This window comes from Stenotrophomonas sp. LM091, from assembly GCF_001806305.1.
Classification (GTDB): Bacteria; Pseudomonadota; Gammaproteobacteria; order Xanthomonadales; family Xanthomonadaceae; genus Stenotrophomonas; species Stenotrophomonas bentonitica_A.
In genome coordinates, this window is record NZ_CP017483.1 from 1444397 (window position 1) to 1459593 (window position 15197).

Below are 15197 nucleotides of genomic sequence, written 5' to 3' on the forward strand. Positions count from 1 at the left end.
TCTCGCTCAGCACTCCAGTGGCCCGCTTCGCCAAGGATGCAAAGGTTCTCCTGACAGTGCCCTTGGGGGGAGCTTTTCGCGGGTGATCGCGATGGATGCATCGATAGGAGAGATATCGTCCCAGTCACTGCCCAACCGGGGGCGGACCGCAGGGCTCAGCACTTCGCCCGTGATACGTACCTTCTGGCCTGAGCTGAAACCCGCGCGTGCCATCCTGTCGGTGAACGTACCCAGCGTTGTGCCGGACCAGGCGAACTCATGCCATTTCTCCAGCTCATACTCCCCCGGCGCGGCGCCAATCATCAGGGGTTTTCCATCGCGCAGGCGCTTGGTGAAGCATCGCTGCTTGAACCGTGGCCCCAGGGCGTCCAGCGCTGGGCGCACAACCATGTAGTCTTTCGCCTCGCTGCCACGCAGCATTACCCGACTTCTCCTCCACCGCTGGTAGCTGTCGGTGGTGAACATCGACACGGTGTCGGGCACGCCCTGCCAGCCGATGCCCTGCACGCTCAGCACCGCCACCGTCTGGTCGTCGGGACAAAAGTACAGATAGACCTTGCCGCGGTTGTCGCGCTCGTCAAATAGCTTCGGAGCGTTGCCCTCACCCTGCGGGATCCTGAGTGCCCATGTTGGCTTCCAATGCTTGCCCGTCACCACAGCGTTGCCCGAACTGCCTTGGCCTGTCTCGGCCAAGGACTCGAACGCGGGTGTGTGATGTGGCGTCTCGGTCATGAACCGCACGATGCCGGTCAGTGTGTTCAGCCGTGCTTCTACCGTTTCCACTTGACCGCCCAGCGTGAGCTTGTCGGCCATCACCTCGCCCAGACCATAGGGCGGGTGGTTCATTACAAAGGTGTCGATCGGGCGGTCATTGGTTTCCTTGAGCAGTGCATTGGCCAGCAGCGTGATCAGACAGCCCTGGCTGTGCGCCACCACATTGATCGTGTCGTCCGGGTGCTTGTCACGGATCATCCGCACCAGCATCGCCAGCCGCTGCGCGGCCAGCACCATGTAATTGCGTGGGCCAGCGCTGAGCAGGGGCCGGGTCTTGGTGCTGCCTGCCTCACCCGGCAGCGCCTTGAACCCCGCTGACCACATGGCCGGAATGTTGTTGGTGGCATTGGCGAATGGGCCGCCGTTCTTGGCGCTGTCCTTGTCCAGGCGGTTGCCGTAGCGGTCGAGGTACTCTCCATGTGTTGTCTTCTTCTGGACGTAGTACACCTTCTCTCCCGTCTTGGGGTCTTTGTAGAAGCCCTCCTCTTCCCGATACCCCCAGTAAAACGGAATCACCACACTGTTCGGCATCTCCTTCTGATTGGTCGCAGCCTTGGTGTGGTGCCGCCGGTAGTAAACGGCGTCGGGGTCAACGGCATGCCTGTCCTCTTCTTGCTCCGCGCTCTTCTTCCGGGGCTTTCGGTAGTAGGCGTGGCCAAGCAGCATTCTGGATGCTCCCTTGCCCACCCGCCCCAACCGCTCGCTCAACCCCAGGCAGAGGCCAAGCTCCTGGTTGGCGAATGCTTCGCCTACATCATTTACGCCGTGAATCAGGATCACGATCGCTGGCTTGGGCATCGGCAGTACCACCGGCTGTACGATGCCGCCCGGGGCGGTACGCAGTGTTCCCGTGGCACTTACCCGGGGCCCGGCAGCATGGTCAATTGTCGTCATGGAGCACCTCGATGTCGGCGATGCGCAGCGCATCCTTCTGTAGTCGCTCGGTCAGTCCCTTGGCATCGGTAATCCCTTCGATCACGCTGCCGTCCTCCAGGGAAATGCGGTAGCGGCGATTGGCCGCCGGGCGCTCGCCGTCGGCCTGGCGCAGGACGAACTGGCCCGCCGTGTCGATTTCGCCAAAGGTGGGCAGCGAGCTCTGCACGGAGGACGGCGGGAGGATCTGCACCTCGGCGTGGACCTGCAACTGCGTGCCGAACAGCTCGATACACCCGTCAGGGTTGAGTACCAGCGCGCTCTTCCCGCATTCGATCAGCGCTTTCTCGCCTGCGGTGACAATCACGTGCCTGTGGCCACGCTGGTGAATGGCCTGCTCCGCATCCACGGTGACATTGCCGTGCTGGGCCTGGATGCGTACATCGTCGCGATGGGCGATATGGCTCAGGCCGCCATCGACCGCGAACTGGCTGATGCCCTTGCCGGCGGTGACGAGCAGCTGCCCGCCAGCACTCTGTACGTGGTCGTCCTGCGCCGATACCTCAACGTTCTCCCGGGCGGCGACCAATACCGTCTTCCGGGTCGCCAAGGCGATGCCCTCTGGTGCGGCCAGGGCGACGATGGGCTCGCTGCCAGCCTGGTCCTGCCGATCATTCGCGCCCGCTCCCAACTGCTCCACCGCCTTGACCAGTGCCTCGCGCGGCCCGTGGTCCATCGGCGCTGCCTGGTGCTGCGCGGCTGTGTCGGCAAGGGTTTTCGCCATGCTTGCCAACGTGCTCACGCACTCCACCAGCTCGGCATGGTCCAGCTGTCCGCTGCCAGCCTCGGCGCGCTCGTAGGCGGTGATGAGCAACCCCCTTGCCGCGCGCAGTGCGCCGCTGGCATCGGTGCGCAGCTCGAAACCTTCGCCACGCGGGGTGCCGCTGCCGTCCATGCCGCGCGGGTGGGTCAGGAAGCCCAGGTTGAGCTGGGTGGCGGCGTGGGTGCTCTTGAGCTGGGCCTTGATCTGACCGTTGGTGTCATCGATCAGCAGTTCATTATGCCCCCCGCCATTGTGCTCCTGGCTCTTGATCGTGGTCAGCGTCTTCAGGTTGGGCAGCTCATACGGCGGCCGGTTGGTCACGTGGTAGCTGCGACCGGTCACGATGGGCTGGTCCGGGTCGCCATCCAGGAAGCTCACCAGCACTTCGTGGCCGATGCGCGGCAGCGCCATGATGCCGTAGCTGGCTCCCGCCCAGCCCTGGCTGACCCGGATCCAGCAGCTGCTGTTTTCCTTGGGGCCTTCGCGGTCCCACGGAAACCACACCATCACCCGCCCGTGTTCGTCGGTGTGGATCTCCTCCCCCGGCGGCCCGACCACGTGCGCCACCTGCAGCCCGTCCATCACCGGGCGGGGGCATGGCTCGGGCTGCCAGTCAGCATTGTCGGGCACGGCGGTGCCGCTGCAGTGGTAACGGCTGCCCTGTTCGGCACCCACGCTGTCTTCTTCCTGGCCGCTGGACTGCTCACCTTCATGGCGCATGCCGACCACGCGCCAGTTGCGCGGCAGGCTGCTGCTGGGGTGCCCGTCCAAAGCGAAAGCCAGGCCGGGCCACAGCCGGGCGTCATCGCCTTCCAGCTCGGCCAGGGTGGTGTCGCGGCGCAGTGCGCTCAGGCGCGAGCGGGTGAACGGCTTGCCGGCCTCGTCGTGCTTGTAGCGGCCGGGTGCGTCGTAGTGCTCGTAGTCGCCAATGCCCTCAACGGCACGCGCCTGGTGTTCGAAGCGGTACGACGGGTTCTTGAAGCTGTAGTCGCGCCGGGTGGCGCGGGTGCTGGCCATCTGCCGGCGGTAGGCAAAGCGCCGCAGGCCCGGCCCGGCGGCGTCGCCGCCGGGGCTGGGCTGGTAGGCCACCGTACCCAACGCGCCGTCGAGGCCCGGAAGGCTGGGGCCTGCCAGCAGGGCATCGGTGAGCACCAACCGGGATTCGGCGCGGGCGTCGAAGAAATACACCAGCCCTTCCTCGCCGGCCAGGCGCTGGAAGAAGGCCAGGTCCTGCTCGCGGTGCTGTACGCAGTATTCGCGCTGGACGTGCTCGCCCCCGCGCAGCATTTCCAGGCTGCTGGCCGGTACGTGCTGTTCGTCCAGCAGGGTCTTGAGGATGGCCGGCACCGCAACGCGCTGGAAAATGCGGCTGTTGTGGCGCAGACCCAGCCGCACCAGGGGCGGCTCGATCACCGCGCGGTAACGGGTACGGCGGAATCCGGTGTCGCCCTGCTCGAAAGCGGTGACGATGCCATGGACCTCGCGCACGGGCTGCCCGTTGCGGGCGATGGTAAAGGTGGCCGGGCCGTCCAGCAGGACGTCCAGCTCGATGTCATGCTGGAAGCAGGACAGCTCCAGGGACAGGCGGAAGGGTTGGGAGAGCCCTTCGGTGAGCACGAAGCGGACCACGTCGAAGGATGGCCCCTCAGCAAGCTGGAGCCGGAAACGGTAGTCGGATTGCGATGCCACAGTCATCTCCATCGGGCGGGACGATGCCCTTAATCAATCAACACGCCAGGCTCGCCTTCCACCAACGTGCCGCCGTGGTCGGTCCGGTCGCCCTCGCAGGCCACCTGCCGCCCCTCAATCGTCACGCCGCTGGCGCCACTGGTGATCCGCGCACCGCAGCTGGTCGTATCGCCCACACAGGCCACTTGGCGCGCGCCGAACAGGACGCTGGCCACGCCAGAGGTGACTTCATTGGTGCCATGCAGGGGGCACTCATGGCGATGGCCGACCAGAACAACGGGTTTCATGGGATCTCCTTGCAGCAGGCAGGTGGGTGGGCGCCGCCGTGCGGCGCCCACCCGGCATCACGCGGTTACGCTTCCAGCGGTGCGCGCCAGTCATCCGAACCGGAGGTGCCTGCCACCGCGTGCTCCCAGGTGATCTTGCGGTAAGCCAGGCTCACTTCGATCAGCTGGGTGAAGTCGGAATTGTCCGGATCCTGTGCATGCGGCATCTGGGTGTTGATTTCCACGATGGTGGCGTCTTCCAGCAGCGTGCTGAAGAAGTGCTCCTGCTTGCCATCGATGGAAGTGCGGTACCACTTCAGCTGCACGGTGGGCAGCGCTTCGCCCGAAGCGAGTGCGTTGTACATCAGCGGCACGGCCTTGTTCAGGGCGCAGGTGAACTTCAGCGGCCGGTGCACACGCTGCCCGGCCGGCTGGCCCGATTGCGGATCGGTCGGCACGGTGACCACGTGCTTGACTTCCTGCACCAGGATTTCGTCTTCATGGCCTTCAACGAAGATATTGCCGACGGAATCGGAGGTGAAGGCGCCCTGGGTGATGTTGCGCTGGGTCTTGCCCTGGATGGAAATGTAGGCGGGAGTTGGCATGGTGAAATCGTCCTTTGTGGTCGTGAGTGGAAAGCATTCGAACCGGGCTCCACCCGGCAGGGCCAACATTGGCAAGGGTGGTGAACCAAGATCCGTGCCAAGTGGTTGGGAGCCCGCTGCACAAGGCAACACTGCAAAACGGCATCCGTCGTTGCCGCGGTTTTGCGCAGCTGAGTGCGCAATGCTTTGCGCACTCGGCCGAACACCATGGATGAAAAGGGCTTTTCGAGCGCACCTTGATGCGCACATTGGCTGGCACGTGCCGCTATTGGGTGCGGTTCGACGCCGTCGCCTCCGCGCCCGTGCGCAAAAGCGTGCGCGGCAGCACAAACCCATTGAAAATGCGCTGCGTGAATGGATTGACGGGCTTGTCGGCAGTGATGCGGTACCGCACGCTCCCCTCCCCTGCCTTGAAACTGACATCCACGCTGCCGGCCGTGGTGCCATTGAGCTGGGCCTGGCTCAGCAGACGGAACCACGCCCATGGACCCTGGAAGCGGGTGGCCCGCGTATTGCCGGCGCTGTCCACCACGGTGATCTTGCTCTCTACTCCGTCGCGCAGCGCATTGGGCCAGATCAGTCCGGTTGCGATGTGCGGGCCGTGCGCGTAGGACACCAGCTGGCCGTCCACGCTCAGCACGCTGTTCAGCTGGTTGGCTGACAAGGCCAGGGGCTGCACGGTGAACTGCAGGCCCAGTGCACCGCGGTTGTCGAAGAACGCCTCGCGGATGCGCTGCGCCGCCGTCAGCTGCTCGCGAACCTGCGTATTGACCAGGTAATCGCCTTGGCTTTCCGAGTACAGCGCCTGGTAGTTGTCTTCGAAGAAGAGCTTGAGGTAGTTGTCGTAGAACACCAGCAGCCGCCCCTGCGGCCCGAAGAACGCGTCGAAATCCTGGAGCGAGATGTTCTGCGCGCTGGTCGGGTCGAGTGGATAACGACCGGCCAGACGCTCCTGGTAGAAGCCATAGACTTGTTGGTCCCAGCGGTTATCGAGCTCGCGCAGTGCTTCAACCATGAGCACCTTCGCGCTTTCGTCGGCCAGCTTGGCCACCTGCCGGTTGAGCGGCTCGGGCAAGCCGTTGGACATCCGCTTAAGGGTGAAAATCGGGTCGGTTCCTTCCAGCTTGAAATGGCCCACCACCGCATTCAGCGCGGCCTGGCCACGGTCCGGGCTGTTCTGCACCGTCTTCATGTAGTCGTGCAGGGCAAGCACGGCCCTGCTGGTTTCGTCCAGATATGCCGGCTGGTCACCCCTGGCCGCGAGCAGCCCTGTCAGGGAGGCGAACTCGCGCTCGATCCGCGCAGCCTGCAGGCGGTCGGGGTCTTCGGCCAGCGTCTTGTCTGTTTCGGCCACAGCAGCAGAGGTGCCCGCAGTCAGTGGCGCAAAGATGCGGGTGTTGCGATCAACCGTTTCCAGCAGCCGCTGCAGGGGCTGCGCGGCGCCGGTCACGTTGCCCAGCACCAGCACTGCATGGTCGACATCGCGGAAGTCGGTGACATTCAGGCTGTTCAGCCCCTGCCGCCAGGTGGCGACGTAATCGGCGGTATACAGGTCGCGTACCTGCGCGGTGAGCTGTCGGCTGTCCTCTTCGGAATATTCCAGGCCGGAGCGGTAGCCCAGCGTCCACTGGTCGATCAGGGCCAGTCGGGTCAGGTCCTTGCTGTTGATGGCGAAGTAGTCCTTGAACCCTTTGCCGGTCAGCAACCGGTCGATGCGAAGCGGGTCGGCCGCAGGCGCGCCTGCCTGCGGCGCTGCAGGTTCCGGCTGGCGATACAGAATCTCGAAGACAGGACCAATTTCCCCATGCAGGTCCAGCGGCGCCGGCAACACGGCTGACGCATCGCGCTTCATGGTGGCGTACACCCGCTGCGGCAGTGGCATCTGGCGCAGCTCGGTCTGTACCTCGGTGACCCTCTGCCGGTACTGCGGCAGGTCGGTATCCACGTACTTCATGGCGTACTGCAGGTGGCCCATCAGTTGCCCCTGCGTCGCGCCGTCGGCGGGAAACGCCTGTTGCCACTGGCGGGCCATCCACCCTTCCACCAGTTCGGGATTGCGGTTGGCGCGGTCCTCGATCATCCGGAATACACGCAGGGCCGCGAGCCTCTCATCGCTGCCGACCTCGGCGGCGCTCAGGCGCTCCATCACGCCGATCCCCAGTTGCGGCAGGAAGCGTTGGCCGAGCAGACGCATGTAGGCGGCATCGACCTTGGGGCCGATGGTTCGCCCCTGGTACAGCCCCATGCCGGACACCAGCGGCCAGGCGGTGCGATAGTCCTCGAACACGGCCACCGCCTCGCGGATCTGGTTCAGCGGCGCGAGCAGGTTGCGCCCGGTCGGGTCAAGCTGCTGGTCAACCTGCCCCCCGGTGTACGCTCGGGTCTTGTCCAGCACGGCGTAAGCCTGCTGCCTGTTTTCGGTGTAGTGGTAGTGCCAGCCGGCCGTGACCACCAGGCACCCCACCGCGACCACCCCCGAACTGACCCACAACAGCCGGCGCTTCCCGCGCAGGACGCTGATGTTGTCGCCAGCCAGGCCAGCTTCCGGGTAGACGATGCGTTGGAAAAGGCGATCGGTGAAGTAAGTGGCCGCACGCCCAAGGGGCAGCGCCCTGGAGACGGCCGGCGCCACGCCGTAGCTGGTCGCCGCTGCATTGACGAACGCGTTGGCCGGTACGCCCTGCTGATACACGGAGGAAAAGTACATGCCGCGCACCAGCGCGGGGGTGGAGTAGCGATCGCTCTCGAAAATCTCCGAGAGGAAGGTGAACAACGCCGGTTTCACCCCTGCCATCTGCCGCGCGAACACGAAAACGTCCTCGCGTTCGGCCTGGTCCGCCTTTGCCGCCATGGCATCGAATACCTGCTCGTGGAGACGGCTGACGAACGTGTCGTACTGCTGGCTCAGCTCGCCGATCCAGGCATCGAAGTCGTCCACCGAGCTCAGGGTGCAGGTGAAGCCCAGGCTGTTTTCCCTGGCGGCACGCGGCAGCCCGCCAAAGAAGGTATCGAAGCCGCGCACCAGGTCGAACTTGCTGAGCACCACATAGATCGGCAGACGCGTTCCCAGTTGCTCCATCATTTCGCGCAGGCGAGCACGGATCAGCACGGCCAGCGCACGGCGGTCACTGGCGGTCTGGGTAAGCAGGGTGGAAAGGTCGACGATCAGGATGGCGCCATTGAGGGGACGCCTTGCCCGACTCCGTCCGAGCCAGCCGACAAAGTGCGTCCACAGCCGGCGCGGCAGGTCCGGGTGCAGTTCGCTCTGTTCCACATTCTGCTGGCTGATCAGCTCACCGGCCGGGTCGATGAGGACAGCATCGTTGCTGATCCACCAGTCAATCTTCAGCGGCGACTGGATCTCCCGTGACGGGCGCTTGCCGGCCCTGGTCACGCTGGTCAGCGAGAAACTCTGGTTGGAGCGGTTGATGAAGCTGGTCTTGCCCGCGTTCTCCTGGCCAATTACCACATACCATGGCAGCTTGTAGAGGTAGTCGCGCGTGTGCAGGTTCTGCCGAAGCATCTCCAGCGCGGCATCCAGTGCCCGCTCCTGGGCCGCTTCAAAGCCCTGCAGCGGGTCGGCGACGGCCGCGTCGCGTCGCTCTTGTTCGTCCTGCAGCCGACGGTAACGCGCGCGCATCACCCAGGCCCAGGCGACCACTGGAATCAGCACCAGGAAGATGCTCAGCGCCAACCGCACCGACAAGGGGGAAAGCGGCGTCTCGCCCCTCCACTGCCAACGCGGACCCAGCCACCAGATCGCCACCATGACCAACGCCAACCCGAGGAGCAACAGCACCGGCGCCGCGTTCTTCAGGTGGCGGCTGATCGCGCGCCACGCGGTGCGGGCGCGGTTGAACCCATCCAATTTGACCGACATACCACTTACTCCCTGAAAAGGATCATCCGTTGGGTTACTGGGTTTGCTGACCGCTGCGGGCCACGACGTGGTCGAACAGGCCGGGTTCCCACTGGCTTGCTGTCTGCTCTGCCATCGCGCGTGCCACGCCCGCGTAGATGTCCTGTGCAAGCCAACCCAGGCCCCGCGTGGCCAGGGCATCGGCAGCAGCCACGCTGGCGTAGTGCCGCTCGCGTGGCGGCGTGCCCGCGTCCTGCCTGGACTGCAAACGCAGCAGGAAGGCATCCATGGCTTCGTCAGCCGCCTGCGCGTCATCCAGCGCGCCGCGACGCGCCGCAAGCGGCCCTGGGCCGGCCAAGGTTCCCTGGCCATGCCCCGCCGCCGACAGCCACGCGAAGACGTCGTCGTCAATGAAACGCGTACCATCGCTGAAGCGCAGCTCGCGCAGGGTGGGCAGGCGCCGCACGAATCGTTCGGCGGCCGATTTGATCACCATTGCGACCATCGGCATCTCCAGTCGCTGCGCAACGGTCGCGGCGAGGAAGCTGCCACGCAGCCAGTAAGGGCTGGAGGCCAGGCTCTTCTCGATACGCAGCAGCAACGCGGGGCTGATCGCACTGCCGGCAACGGCTTCCTGGTACTCGGTAGCGATATCGATCGGGACACACATCAATTCGGTACGCTGCTCGCGCTTCACCGGGGGCGTGCTGAGAATTCCCGACCACAATGCGTGGCGACGCAGCAGATAGCCGGTGGGTTCGTAGGCATCCTGCTGATTGATGAACTCGGCCAGCTTCAGGTAAAGGGTGCGGGTTTCGCGCTCGTTGCCCAGGGGCGAGTCGCTTCGTGTGGTGAAGAACGCGGCGTTTACCGTATCCCCGCCGCGCGACGGCGGCAGGGCCCGCTCCGGGTGTGCGGGCTCGTAGGCGGACCGCTTGGCCGCCTCGGCCGCCAGCCGCAATGCCGGCAGCAGGCGAGCGGCCACCGACGGCTCAATGGCGTGCTTCTGCTCTGCGCGCGCCAACGCGTCCACTGCCGCCGATGCCCGCGCGTGCACCTCGTCGGAATGCCCGCCAGCGTGCAGTTGCTTGAGCGCGTGCAGCAGCCGGTCCCCTCCTGCGGTGAACTGACGCTGCCTGGCCACCAGGCTGTTGGGGGTGCGACGCGGATAACCGCTCAGCCAGTAAGCCTCCACCATGGCTGCCGTCAGCCAGGTGGCCTTGATCCAGCCTTCCCACTCGCGGTCGCGCAACCAGGCGCTGACCAGGTGGCCCATGATCCGGAAGTGTTTGCAACGCTCGCGAAGGTAGCGGGTGGAGGCCTGTTCGACCATGACCCAGTCCAGCGTCTGCGCCTGCAGGCCACCCAGCTTGACCATCTCCATGTCGATGGCCAGGTACAGCTCGTCCTCCTCATCGAAATGGCCTTGAGGCTGCGCCGACGAGATGGGCGTCACCAGACCTTCAATCTGTTCGCTCATCGACGTCACCACCGGCAGGCCTCCCGCTGGGCAGCAATCAGCGCGTCGAGCGCCCCTGCATCGAAGCGCAGACCATCCAGCGCAGGCAGATCACTTGCCACCTCCAGATGCGCTGCCGAGCGCAGTCGGCGCACCACATCGATGCCGGCAAGGCCGCGCCCTGCATCGACCAGGAGGCCGCCGTCGAGCACCTGCCAGGTCTCTTCGGGCGCTGCCGTACGGCCATCAAGACGCAGCGCGATCCTGGCCTGATGGCGCTGCACGGGCGGATGAACGATGAACTGCAGACGGGTGATGTTGTCGATGCAGGCCAGGGTCAACAGAGGGCGCGGCGAGGGACGGTTGAGCGCCGGCGCGGATATCAGCACCCGTCGCTGACCGTCGCGCTCGTCCGATTCAATCATGCGGAAACCCAGGTCGCCAGCAGGACGTGCCTTCTCGAGTACGGCGATCGCGGTGACGATCTCCGGCACGTTGGGCCTGGCCTTCGGCACGCTGGCCCGAAGGGACGTCATCGGTGTCCCGGCAACCCGGTCGAAGCACTCCAGGCGCTGAAGCGCCGATGTAATGCTGGTACACGCCGACAGTGGTGCAGCGGGCTGGGAGGCGCCCTCGGTGGGCGTCGCGACGGCCCAGGCCATCAGCAGCGCGGCGATCAGTCGTTCACTGGTCATCATGGGCTCTCTTCCAGGCCAAATCGCTTGCACTTGTAGATCAAGGTGCGCCGCGCAATGCCCAGGCTGTTGGCGGTCCGGGTGCGTGAGCCATCGAAATGGCGCAGGCGCTGGACGATGACGCGCCGCTCGAAGGCTTCGCAGGCGCGATTGAGCGGCAGATGGTCCGTGGTGTCGTGCGCTGGCGGCATGGCGTCGCCGGGCGGATCGGCCAGCAGACCGTGCAACATGCCGAGCTCGATCAGCTCGGCATTCCGTGCCCGCTCGCACGCAACTTGCATCAAGGTCAGCAGTTCACGGATGTTGCCGGGAAACGGATGTTTGAGCAGCGCGGCGCTCGCGTCGGCCGACAACCCTGTCACGGCAGTGTGGTGCTCGCGGTTGTGACAGGCGATGGCGTGGGCAGCCAGCAGGGGAATATCGATACGGCGCTCACGCAGGGGTGGCAGCGCAAGTGTCAGCTGGCGGATCCGGAAGTACAGGTCCTCGCGGAAGCGCCCGTCGTGCACCATCTCGGCCAACGGTTGGTGGGTGGCACAGATGAGGCGGAAGTCCGAGTGCTTTTCTTCCACCTCGCCCAGTGGCCGGTAGCGCCGCTCGTTGAGCAGGCGCAGCAACGTGGCCTGCAGTGGCAGGGGCATGTCGCCGATCTCATCAAGAAACAGGGTTCCGCCATCGGCCGCTGCCACCAGCCCCTGCCGCGCACGGTCGGCACCGGTATAGGCACCCTTGGCGGCACCGAACAGTTCGGCGGCGATCAACTCTGGCGCCACGGCCGCGCAGTTCAGAGGCACGAAGGCCTTCTCGCTACGGGGAGACGAGCGATGGATCAGCCACGCGGCATGGTCCTTGCCGGTGCCTGTTTCACCGGTGATGAGAACCGACAGCCTCGACTCGGCGGCGGCCAGCACTTCGGCGCGCAGGCGGCGTGCGACGACACTGGTGCCGATCAACCCGTCCCCGACGCATCGTGCTGCGCTTTCTGCGAGCACCGGCGCAGACGCTCTCACGGACCTCGTTGGCGCACATCCTTGTCTGCTGGCCTGGCCCAGCAGCCGTTGGACCACGCCCAGCAGGGCTGGCCATTCCAGACTGGCCTGGACACGCCGCAGTTCGTCTGCGCTACCGGCGAGCAGCAGCACGCCCAAGGCCCGTTGCCGCTGGCGATCACGCAGCGGGAAGGCAAGCAGTGCGGCACTTCGTTTCATCAGGCCCGCCAGACCGGCCAGGTCGCCGTCAACGCTGGCCAGGGCATCGCTGACCATGCACGCGCGCCCTTGGACCAGGCAGTACGTCGCCGGATGTTGCAGATCGTCCATGCCGATCTGCGGCAGCTGTTGCAACGCGGCGCCCCAACTGGCGACCGGCAGGAGCGAGTGCCCGCTGTCATCCAGACGGAAGCAGGCAACGGCCTGCAGTGCGGACGTCGGCAGCGCGGCAATGGCGGCCACGAGCGCACTGGCCCGCTCGACGAACCCGGACGCGGCCAGGGTGGCCTGGACAACACCGAGTGCCGACAGCGCGTCCATGTCGCTGGCATCCTTCACGCCAATGCCGCCATGAAGTGTGCGCCCCGCGCATCAACCACTGCCTCGGCGAACCGTTCCCCGCTGGCCAGCCGGTTGAGCACCGACAGCGACAACGGGGGCAGCAGTTCGCCGTCAATGACGGCATCCAGCATGCGCGCGCCGTTGGCGTGGCGAACGCAGCGTGCCTTGAGGATCTCGCGCGCCGTGTCGGTCACCTGCAGCTGTGCGCCGTAGCGGCTGGTGAACTGCTGCTGCAAACGGGCCAGGCGGTGGTCGACGATATCGGCGAGCACGTGTTCATCCAGCGCGTCGTATTGAACCACCTGCATGCGCGCCAGCAGCGCCGGCTTGAAGAAACCTGAGAGATGGTGGCGCAGGGCGTCGTCGGCCAGGCGATCCAGCCGGCTGTCGGCCTGGTCGAACCCCAGGTTGGAGGTAAGGAAGAACAGGATGTTCCTGCAGTCGATGAGCCTGCCTTCGCCATCGGCCACCTCTCCCTTGTCGAAGGCCTGGTAGAAGATGTTCAACACCTCCGGGTGCGCCTTTTCAACTTCGTCCAGCAGGACCACCGAGTAGGGCTTCTGCCGGATCGCTTCGGTGAGCACCCCGCCTTCGCCAAAGCCCACGTAGCCCGGCGGTGCGCCCAACAGGCGCGAGACCGTGTGCTTCTCCTGGTACTCGGACATGTTGATGGAGGTCAGGAACTGACCGCCTCCGAACAGGTACTCAGCCACCCTCACTGCGGTTTCGGTCTTGCCCACGCCGCTGGGACCGACCAGCAGGAACGCGCCCAAAGGCGTGCCAGGGCGCCTGAGATCGGCCATGGCGGTCAGCAGGTGCCGGTGGATGCTGCCGATCGCATCGCTCTGCCCTCTCACGTCCGCACCGATGACTTCGGGTAGCTGCCTTAGACGATCCACTTCATCGCCGTTGAGCGTGCTCACCGGTATGCCGGTCCACCCCGCGATGACCTGGGCGATCTGCTCTGCGCCCACATCGGCATGCAGCAATGCACCTTCGCGCTGGACCTGGCGCAACCGCTCCACCAGGCCGGCCAGCGCATCGCGCTGCGCACTGGCCTCCTCCGGCGCAACGGATTCCATCCCACTCCGCTTTGCGCGGAGCTCTTCGACCAGGGCCTTCTGTTGTGCCCACGCCTCGGAAATCCGCCGATGTTCGTCTTCAAGGCCGGTGCGGCGCGCCGCCAGGGCTTCAAGCCGATCCGGGTCGACGGCATGGCCAGCGTTGGCGTCCCGCATCAGCAGCTCGGCCTCGGCGTCGACCTGCACCAGCGTCGTATCGATGGCCGCAAGGCGGCGCGGCTCGCCGTCCAGCGCGGCGGCCACCCTCGCGCATGCGGTATCCAGGACGTCGATGGCCTTGTCCGGCAGCTGCCGGCCCGACACGTAGCGGGCCGACAGCGCCGCCGCGGCATGCAGCGCTGCGTCGCTGATGTAAACCTTGTGGGCTGCTTCATAGACAGCGCGCAGTCCGCGCAGCATGTGCACGGCCTGCTCTACGCTCGGCTCGACCACCTTGACCAGTTGGAAGCGCCGCGACAGCGCGGGATCCTTCTCGAAGTACTTCTTGTATTCGGACCAGGTGGTAGCTGCGATGGTGCGCAGTTCGCCGCGGGCCAACGCAGGCTTGAGCAGGTTCGCCGCATCACTGCCACCTGCCGCATTGCCGGCACCGATCATGGTGTGCGCCTCGTCAATGAACAGGATGATCGGAACGGGCGAGGACTTCACCTGATCAATCACGCCCTTCAACCGCTTCTCGAATTCGCCCTTGACCGACGCGCCGGCCTGCAGCGCCCCCATGTCCAGGCCCCACAACTGCACGGACCTGAGCCATTCGGGCACCCGCTGTTGCGCGATGCGTAGTGCCAGGCCCTCAACCAGGGCTGTCTTCCCAACGCCCGCGTCACCCACTGCGATGGGATTGTTCTTGCGACGGCGCGACAGGATGTCGATCATCAGGTTGATCTCAACATCGCGCCCGAGGACAGGGTCGATGTGCCCGTCAACCGCCAGCCGGGAAAAATTGATGCCGTACGTCGCCAGTGGCGCCTGTGCTTCGTCCCGCCTGGCCTGGGGCGGGGCGCTGCCCGATACCTGCGTCGGTGCCTCGGCCGAATCCGCCAGCACCTGGCCGAACTGCTTGCGCAGCGCCTCGCGGTTGATCACATCCAGGCTGCGAATGGCCGGCAGCGGCAGGTAGCGGGCCGGGTTGAGCAGCGCCGACAGCAGCACCGCCCCACTGCGGATGCGGTCTTCGCCCAGCTCCAACGAGCCCAGCAACCAGGCTTCCTGCAGCAGTTCGATCAGCAGGGGCGAGAACACCGGGTACTGGCCTTCCTGCGCGCTGCGAAGCTCAAACCCCTCGGCCAGGCCCGACTTCACGACATCCACCTGCAGCGACGCCTGCTTGAGTATCAGGCGTACGTCGCTGAACGGGTTGTCCATCAACTTGAACAACAGGTGCGGCACGGTCACTTCGGTACCGGCCTGGCTGATGACCAGGCTGCTGGCTTCTTCCAGCGCGTGGCGCGTGGGATCGTTCAGTCGCGCCATCAGAGTTGAGAGTTCAATGCGAATCATGTGGTGCGTTCCATGGAATCTA

The 15197-nt window shown here is 65.5% G+C and carries 9 protein-coding genes; all 9 read right to left on the reverse strand.

Annotation, left to right across the window (positions count from 1 at the left end; translation table 11 throughout):
- Window positions 1-6 precede the first annotated feature (6 nt).
- On the reverse strand, window positions 7-1668 hold the full coding sequence (locus tag BIZ42_RS06330; protein ID WP_070425897.1) for a DUF3274 domain-containing protein: 1662 nt from the start codon (window positions 1666-1668) through the stop codon (window positions 7-9).
- Window positions 1655-4159, reverse strand: a complete 2505-nt coding sequence (tssI, locus tag BIZ42_RS06335) for a type VI secretion system Vgr family protein (protein WP_172838040.1) — start codon at window positions 4157-4159, stop codon at window positions 1655-1657. The genes BIZ42_RS06330 and tssI overlap by 14 nt, the downstream gene beginning before the upstream one ends.
- Before the next feature lie 29 nt (window positions 4160-4188).
- A complete protein-coding gene (locus BIZ42_RS06340) occupies window positions 4189-4446 on the reverse strand; it encodes a PAAR domain-containing protein (protein ID WP_070425898.1) in 258 nt (85 codons plus the stop codon).
- A gap of 65 nt (window positions 4447-4511) precedes the next feature.
- The gene (locus BIZ42_RS06345; protein WP_070425899.1) at window positions 4512-5030 is read right to left on the reverse strand and encodes an Hcp family type VI secretion system effector; all 519 of its coding nucleotides are present in this window, start codon (window positions 5028-5030) and stop codon (window positions 4512-4514) included.
- A 265-nt stretch (window positions 5031-5295) separates the two neighbouring features.
- Complete coding sequence (tssM, locus tag BIZ42_RS06350) at window positions 5296-8910, reverse strand: type VI secretion system membrane subunit TssM (RefSeq protein WP_070425900.1); 3615 nt, start codon at window positions 8908-8910, stop codon at window positions 5296-5298.
- Window positions 8911-8944: 34 nt separating this feature from the next.
- Window positions 8945-10381 carry a type VI secretion system protein TssA gene (tssA, locus tag BIZ42_RS19870; protein ID WP_156785695.1) on the reverse strand — a complete coding sequence of 479 codons (1437 nt, stop codon included), beginning with the start codon at window positions 10379-10381 and terminating at the stop codon, window positions 8945-8947.
- Window positions 10375-11046 carry a type VI secretion system-associated protein VasI gene (vasI, locus tag BIZ42_RS06360; protein ID WP_083279803.1) on the reverse strand — a complete coding sequence of 224 codons (672 nt, stop codon included), beginning with the start codon at window positions 11044-11046 and terminating at the stop codon, window positions 10375-10377. The genes tssA and vasI overlap by 7 nt, the downstream gene beginning before the upstream one ends.
- Window positions 11043-12572, reverse strand: coding sequence for a sigma-54 dependent transcriptional regulator (locus BIZ42_RS06365; protein ID WP_156785696.1), 1530 nt, complete (start codon window positions 12570-12572; stop codon window positions 11043-11045). The genes vasI and BIZ42_RS06365 overlap by 4 nt, the downstream gene beginning before the upstream one ends.
- Before the next feature lie 14 nt (window positions 12573-12586).
- A complete protein-coding gene (gene tssH, locus BIZ42_RS06370; RefSeq protein ID WP_070425903.1) occupies window positions 12587-15175 on the reverse strand; it encodes a type VI secretion system ATPase TssH in 2589 nt (862 codons plus the stop codon).
- Window positions 15176-15197 lie beyond the last annotated feature (22 nt).

Excerpts from the sequence above, each read along its gene's own strand:
- BIZ42_RS06330 (WP_070425897.1), bottom strand. The coding sequence starts at position 1,668 with ATGACGACAATTGACCATGCTGCCGGGCCCCGGGTAAGTGCCACGGGA.
- BIZ42_RS06340 (WP_070425898.1), bottom strand. The coding sequence starts at position 4,446 with ATGAAACCCGTTGTTCTGGTCGGCCATCGCCATGAGTGCCCCCTGCAT.
- BIZ42_RS06345 (WP_070425899.1), bottom strand. The coding sequence starts at position 5,030 with ATGCCAACTCCCGCCTACATTTCCATCCAGGGCAAGACCCAGCGCAAC.
- tssM (WP_070425900.1), bottom strand. The coding sequence starts at position 8,910 with ATGTCGGTCAAATTGGATGGGTTCAACCGCGCCCGCACCGCGTGGCGC.
- vasI (WP_083279803.1), bottom strand. The coding sequence starts at position 11,046 with ATGATGACCAGTGAACGACTGATCGCCGCGCTGCTGATGGCCTGGGCC.
- BIZ42_RS06365 (WP_156785696.1), bottom strand. The coding sequence starts at position 12,572 with ATGGACGCGCTGTCGGCACTCGGTGTTGTCCAGGCCACCCTGGCCGCG.
- tssH (WP_070425903.1), bottom strand. The coding sequence starts at position 15,175 with ATGATTCGCATTGAACTCTCAACTCTGATGGCGCGACTGAACGATCCC.